The 4902-nt window shown below is 60.0% G+C and carries 4 protein-coding genes; all 4 read left to right on the plus strand.

Annotated elements, in window-relative coordinates:
* The first annotated feature begins 858 nt into the window (after positions 1–858).
* Positions 859–1947, plus strand: coding sequence for an AI-2E family transporter (locus tag QZ302_RS08585; protein ID WP_294594486.1), 1089 nt, complete (start codon positions 859–861; stop codon positions 1945–1947).
* A gap of 43 nt (positions 1948–1990) precedes the next feature.
* A complete protein-coding gene (locus tag QZ302_RS08590) occupies positions 1991–2863 on the plus strand; it encodes a transketolase (RefSeq protein ID WP_294594487.1) in 873 nt (290 codons plus the stop codon).
* 67 nt (positions 2864–2930) lie between these two features.
* Positions 2931–3887 (plus strand): transketolase C-terminal domain-containing protein, encoded by a 957-nt coding sequence (locus tag QZ302_RS08595; RefSeq protein WP_294594488.1) that lies wholly within the window; start codon positions 2931–2933, stop codon positions 3885–3887.
* A gap of 444 nt (positions 3888–4331) precedes the next feature.
* Positions 4332–4472: a hypothetical protein gene (locus QZ302_RS08600; protein ID WP_294594490.1), complete on the plus strand. Its 141-nt coding sequence runs from the start codon at positions 4332–4334 to the stop codon at positions 4470–4472.
* Positions 4473–4902 lie beyond the last annotated feature (430 nt).

The raw sequence follows: 4902 nt of genomic DNA on the forward strand, positions 1-4902 counted from the left end.
GAAAGAGAATGAATTCCGTAAGGCGCGCGAAAACGCGGCGGAGCGAAAGCGGAGCCGCAGTGAGGCTGATACGGGGCGGAGAACTGGGGCGAGCTGTGGGCTGTGCTTGTTCTTCGGGTGGGAAAAACCGATTACGGTTTTCCCGCCGCGCTGGGCCGAGCGGGGAGCTGAATTGTTGGCTGTGCTCTTGCGACCCGTAGGGTCGCGCAGTTCGCCGCCACCCCATGCGGCGGACTGCAACTCGACGGGGCTCGTTGCATTCACCACTGGCGGCGAACAGCTTAAAAGAGACGAATAGGTCGTGCTTTAGCGGCTCTACGAGGCAGGGCGACAGGCCGAACTTGAAAGATTTGGGCGGTGAATGGGGAAGGTGTTTTTGCGGGTCGGAGCCAGCGTGGCCTAAAACGAGCCCCGCGAAGTTGCAGGCCTACGCTAGGGGTGACTCCGGCCCGGGCGGTTCTGCGAACCGCAGGTTTTCGGCCCCGTTTATTCCGAGAGGCAGCGCAACGGAAAACCATAGCCGCGGTTGTCCGCATAGCTGGGATCGAGCCACGTCGCGTAGAAACCCAAGTTCATGCCATAAGCACCGCTAACCGTGGAAGACCAGTTGAACCCGTAATTGCCGACATTCACCGGCGCGCCCGTATTATAGTTGCGGTAGCCCGGGGCGGGGCCGAGCAGCACTCGAACCGGGTAGCCTCTACCCTAATCGGGCACCTCGACCCCAAACAACCGGCGGCCTCGACCAAAAGTCGGCCGACCCCGACAAACCGACAAGACTGCCAGTCGACTCACACCAGCATATAATTGAAACGCCACGTCCAGCACCCGCACGGACAACGGCGAAACCGAACGACGATGAACCCCATATACCGATGGATCGCAGCAGGCGCCGGCCTTTTGGCCGCCGGCTTCCTCGTCTGGTACTTCCAGACCATCGTCTTTTATATCCTCATCGCCGCCGTCCTCTCGCTGATGGGGAAACCCCTCGTCACCGCATTCGGACACCTCCGGATACGAGGCCGCCACATTCCGCGATGGCTCGCCGCCATGGCCACACTGATCGTCATGCTCGTCGTGATCTACATCCTCGCCCGGTGGCTCATTCCCGTCGTGCTCCAGCAGATCAACCAACTCGCCTCGTTCGACATCGACCGGCTCACCGCCGCACTCGGCGAACCCATGCGCCAGATCGAAACCTACATCAACACCTTCCTGCCCGACAACAACTTCTCGGCACGAGCCTACCTCGACACCCGGCTCGCCCCCCTCTTCGACAGCGTCAACCTCGGACAATCCATCACCTCGGTCACCGTCTGGGTCGTCGACCTCGCCATCGCCCTCTTCTCCATCAGCTTCATCACCTACTTCTTCCTGAAAGACGACCGCCTCTTTTTCGAAAGCGTCGTCCTCTTCTTCCCCTCCAAATACGAAGCCAACATCCGACGCGCGCTCGACTCCACCACCACCCTCCTCGTGCGCTATTTTATCGGCATCTGCATCGAAATGCTGATCAAACTGATCTGCATTACCGTACCCTTGTACCTGATCGGACTGGAATTCAACACCGCCGTAGTCATCGGCGCGATTACCGCCGTGCTGAACGTCATACCCTATATCGGGCCCCTGATCGGCGGGATTCTCGGCTGCATCATCGCCCTGCTCAGCCTCCCGGCCGGAGCGACACCCGGAGCGATCATTTTCCCGATGGTGATCATTCTCGTCGTATTCCAGCTGATCGACAACATCATCCTGCAACCCTACATCTACTCCAGCTCCGTGAAAGCACACCCGCTGGAGATCTTTCTGGTCATCCTGATGGCCGGCTACATCGCCGGCGTGACAGGGATGCTGTTCGCCATTCCGGCCTACACCGTCATCCGCGTCTTCGCCAAAGAATTTTTCAACCACTTCCGGGTGGTACAAAAACTGACGGAAAACATATAACCCCTTTCCGTCCCCGCATAAAGAACAGATACACAGATCACACATGGCAGAAATCAAACAGTTGGAAACCCTGGCCGCACAAGTACGTCGCGACATCGTGCGGATGGTTTCCGGAGCCGCCTCGGGCCATCCCGGCGGTTCGCTCGGAGCCACCGACACCCTCGTCGCGCTCTACTTCGACACGATGCAGATTCCGCAGACTCCGACAGCCGGAACAGAAAATACCGGAATCGGCGAAGACCTCTTTTTCCTCTCCAACGGACACATCTCACCCGTTTGGTACAGCGTACTGGCACGGCGGGGATACTTCCCGGTATCGGAACTGTCCGGCTTCCGGAAACTCGGCACACGGGTGCAGGGACACCCCACGCCGGCAAAGGGATTGCCCGGTGTGCGGGTCGCTTCGGGCTCGCTCGGACAGGGACTCTCCGTGGCGCTGGGGGCGGCGCTGGCCAAGCGGCTCTCGGGAGATGCGGAACACCGCGTTTTCGTCATGATGGGCGACGGCGAGCTCGAAGAGGGACAGATTTGGGAAGCGGCGATGTTCGCCGCGGCGCGAGGCATCGACAACGTGGTCGGCATCGTGGACATGAACGGCCAGCAGATCGACGGCACCTGCGACACGGTGCTGGGGATGGGATGCGGAGCGCAACTGCGGGCAAAGTGGGAGGCATTCGGCTGGACGGTGCTGGAGATGGACGGACACGACATGCGCCAGGTGGTCGAAACGCTGCGCTATGCCCGGAACGAGGCGTGCGGACACGGGAAACCGGTGGTGATTCTGGCACGCACGGTGATGGGCTGCGGGGTGGATTTCATGGCCGGGACGAACGAATGGCACGGCAAGGCTCCGGACGCGGCACAGACGGAACGGGCCCTAGCACAGTTGCCGGCGACAGAGCTGGGGGACTATTGAGGCGGAAAAAAGCGAAAGAGCCACACGGCCCCGAAATCAAACCACTAACACAGAACCTACATACACCATGAGACCCTATACCATCACAGGGAAAAAAGATACCCGTTCCGGATTCGGCGACGCCATGACCCTGCTCGGAGAGACCGACCCGCGAGTCGTCGCCCTCTGCGCCGACCTCACCGGATCGCTGAAACTCAACACCTTTGCCAAGGAAAACCCCGACCGCTTTTTCCAGGCAGGGATTGCCGAAGCCAATATGATCAGCGTCGGCGCCGGCTTGGCGTTGGGCGGAAAGGTGCCGTTCGTGACCACCTTCGCCGCGTTCGCCACCGGACGCGTCTACGACCAGATCCGGCAGAGCGTCGCCTACTCCTGCACGAATGTCAAAATCGCGGCTTCGCATGCCGGAATCACGCTGGGGGAAGACGGAGCCACGCACCAGATCATGGAAGATATCGGGCTGATGAAAATGCTGCCCAATATGGTCGTCATCAACCCGTGCGACTACAACCAGACCAAAGCTGCCACACTAGCGGCGGCAACTTATCAGGGGCCGGTCTATCTGCGTTTCGGCCGGCCGACGGAGCCGATCTACACGCCGGCGGACGAACCGTTCGAAATCGGTCGGGCCGTCCGGTGGAGCGAGGGTAAGGACGTGACGATTCTGGCAACCGGCCATCTGATGTGGCGGGCGATTCAGGCCACCGAGCAGCTCGAACGGGAGGGGATCGGCGTGGATTTGCTGAACATCCATACGATCAAACCGTTGGATACGGAAGCTATCCTCGCTTCGGTGCGAAAGACCGGCTGTGTCGTCACGTGCGAAGAGCACATGATCAACGGAGGCCTGGGGGATAGCGTGGCACAGCTGTTAACCCAGAATCAGCCTGTGCCTCAGGAGTATGTGGCGGTCAACGACCATTTCGGCGAGAGCGGAACTCCGGAGGAATTGTTGGTCAAGTTCCATCTCGACACGCCGGATGTCGTGGCGGCGGCGAGACGGGTCATGGAGCGGAAAAAGTAGTTTTTCCCCTCAGAGACAGTTTATTGAACGGCTCGGCGCGACAGTTAGCTATCCTGTCGCGCCGAGTTCTCGTTTGAGCCAGCCTCCGAAACCGCCTCTTTCAAACAGCTCTACCCCGCCCCGGGCTACCACGATGCAGGTAGCAGCGGACGATTAGGCGGTCTGATGTATACCGGCAACGGCGGGGGTAGCTATTCATCGTCAGGGAACGATAGGAATGGGATGTACTTGAGCTTTCACGTAACATATCTCGCAGTCAGCAACGCATATCACCGCGCCTACGGTTTTCAGTTGCGGTGCCTCTCGGAATAAACGGGGCAGGGAGCTTTCACCGGAACCGATTGGGGACTTAGAACCCGGGCTTGTGCCTAGCTTTCCTATTCAGGTTTTGCGAATCATGCCGCCCCGGGCTACCGCTACTACCCCTCGGGCGCGCTGAGCGACATGGGCTACGGTGGTTTCATCTGGTCTTCCATTACAAGCGACACCTACGGCCTACACTTGAGTTTCGGCACGACGTGGCTCTTTTCCAGCATTGGGGATCGCCGCACCTACGGTCTTCCGTTGCGTTGCCTCTCGGAATAAACGCCGCGAGCCCGCGGTGGGCAAAGGGCTGGGTCTACCCTAAAATAAGGGCAACCTCTACTCAAAGAACAAGCCGCCCTCCCTGTTTATTTTTTGATCTGACTCCTGCGGTTCGCAGAACCGCGGAGGCCCGTAACTCACGTTGCTATAGGCCCCACAGGCTTCGACCCTCAAAAGCACTTTCCCTCATTCAATGCCTCATTCTGGGAAGTTCGTCCTCGGCGCGCCCCCCTAGCGCCGGTGATGCGACGCTCTCGCCGAGGACGGCGATTCCTCACGGAATCGCGCTATTCGCTCTCAGCCTATAGCAGCATTCGCCGCCAGCGGGGAGTGCAACGAGCTCCGACGAGTTGCAGCCCGCCGCGTGGGGTGGCGGCGAACTGCGCGGCTCAAAGAGCCGCAAGAGCTCGGCCCATTTCTGGGCGCGACA

This window comes from uncultured Rikenella sp., from assembly GCF_910579375.1.
GTDB lineage: Bacteria > Bacteroidota > Bacteroidia > Bacteroidales > Rikenellaceae > Rikenella.

What these genes read in the sequence shown, in the direction of transcription:
- QZ302_RS08585 (WP_294594486.1), top strand. Translation starts at nt 859, where the DNA reads ATGAACCCCATATACCGATGGATCGCAGCAGGCGCCGGCCTTTTGGCC.
- QZ302_RS08590 (WP_294594487.1), top strand. Translation starts at nt 1,991, where the DNA reads ATGGCAGAAATCAAACAGTTGGAAACCCTGGCCGCACAAGTACGTCGC.
- QZ302_RS08595 (WP_294594488.1), top strand. Translation starts at nt 2,931, where the DNA reads ATGAGACCCTATACCATCACAGGGAAAAAAGATACCCGTTCCGGATTC.
- QZ302_RS08600 (WP_294594490.1), top strand. Translation starts at nt 4,332, where the DNA reads ATGGGCTACGGTGGTTTCATCTGGTCTTCCATTACAAGCGACACCTAC.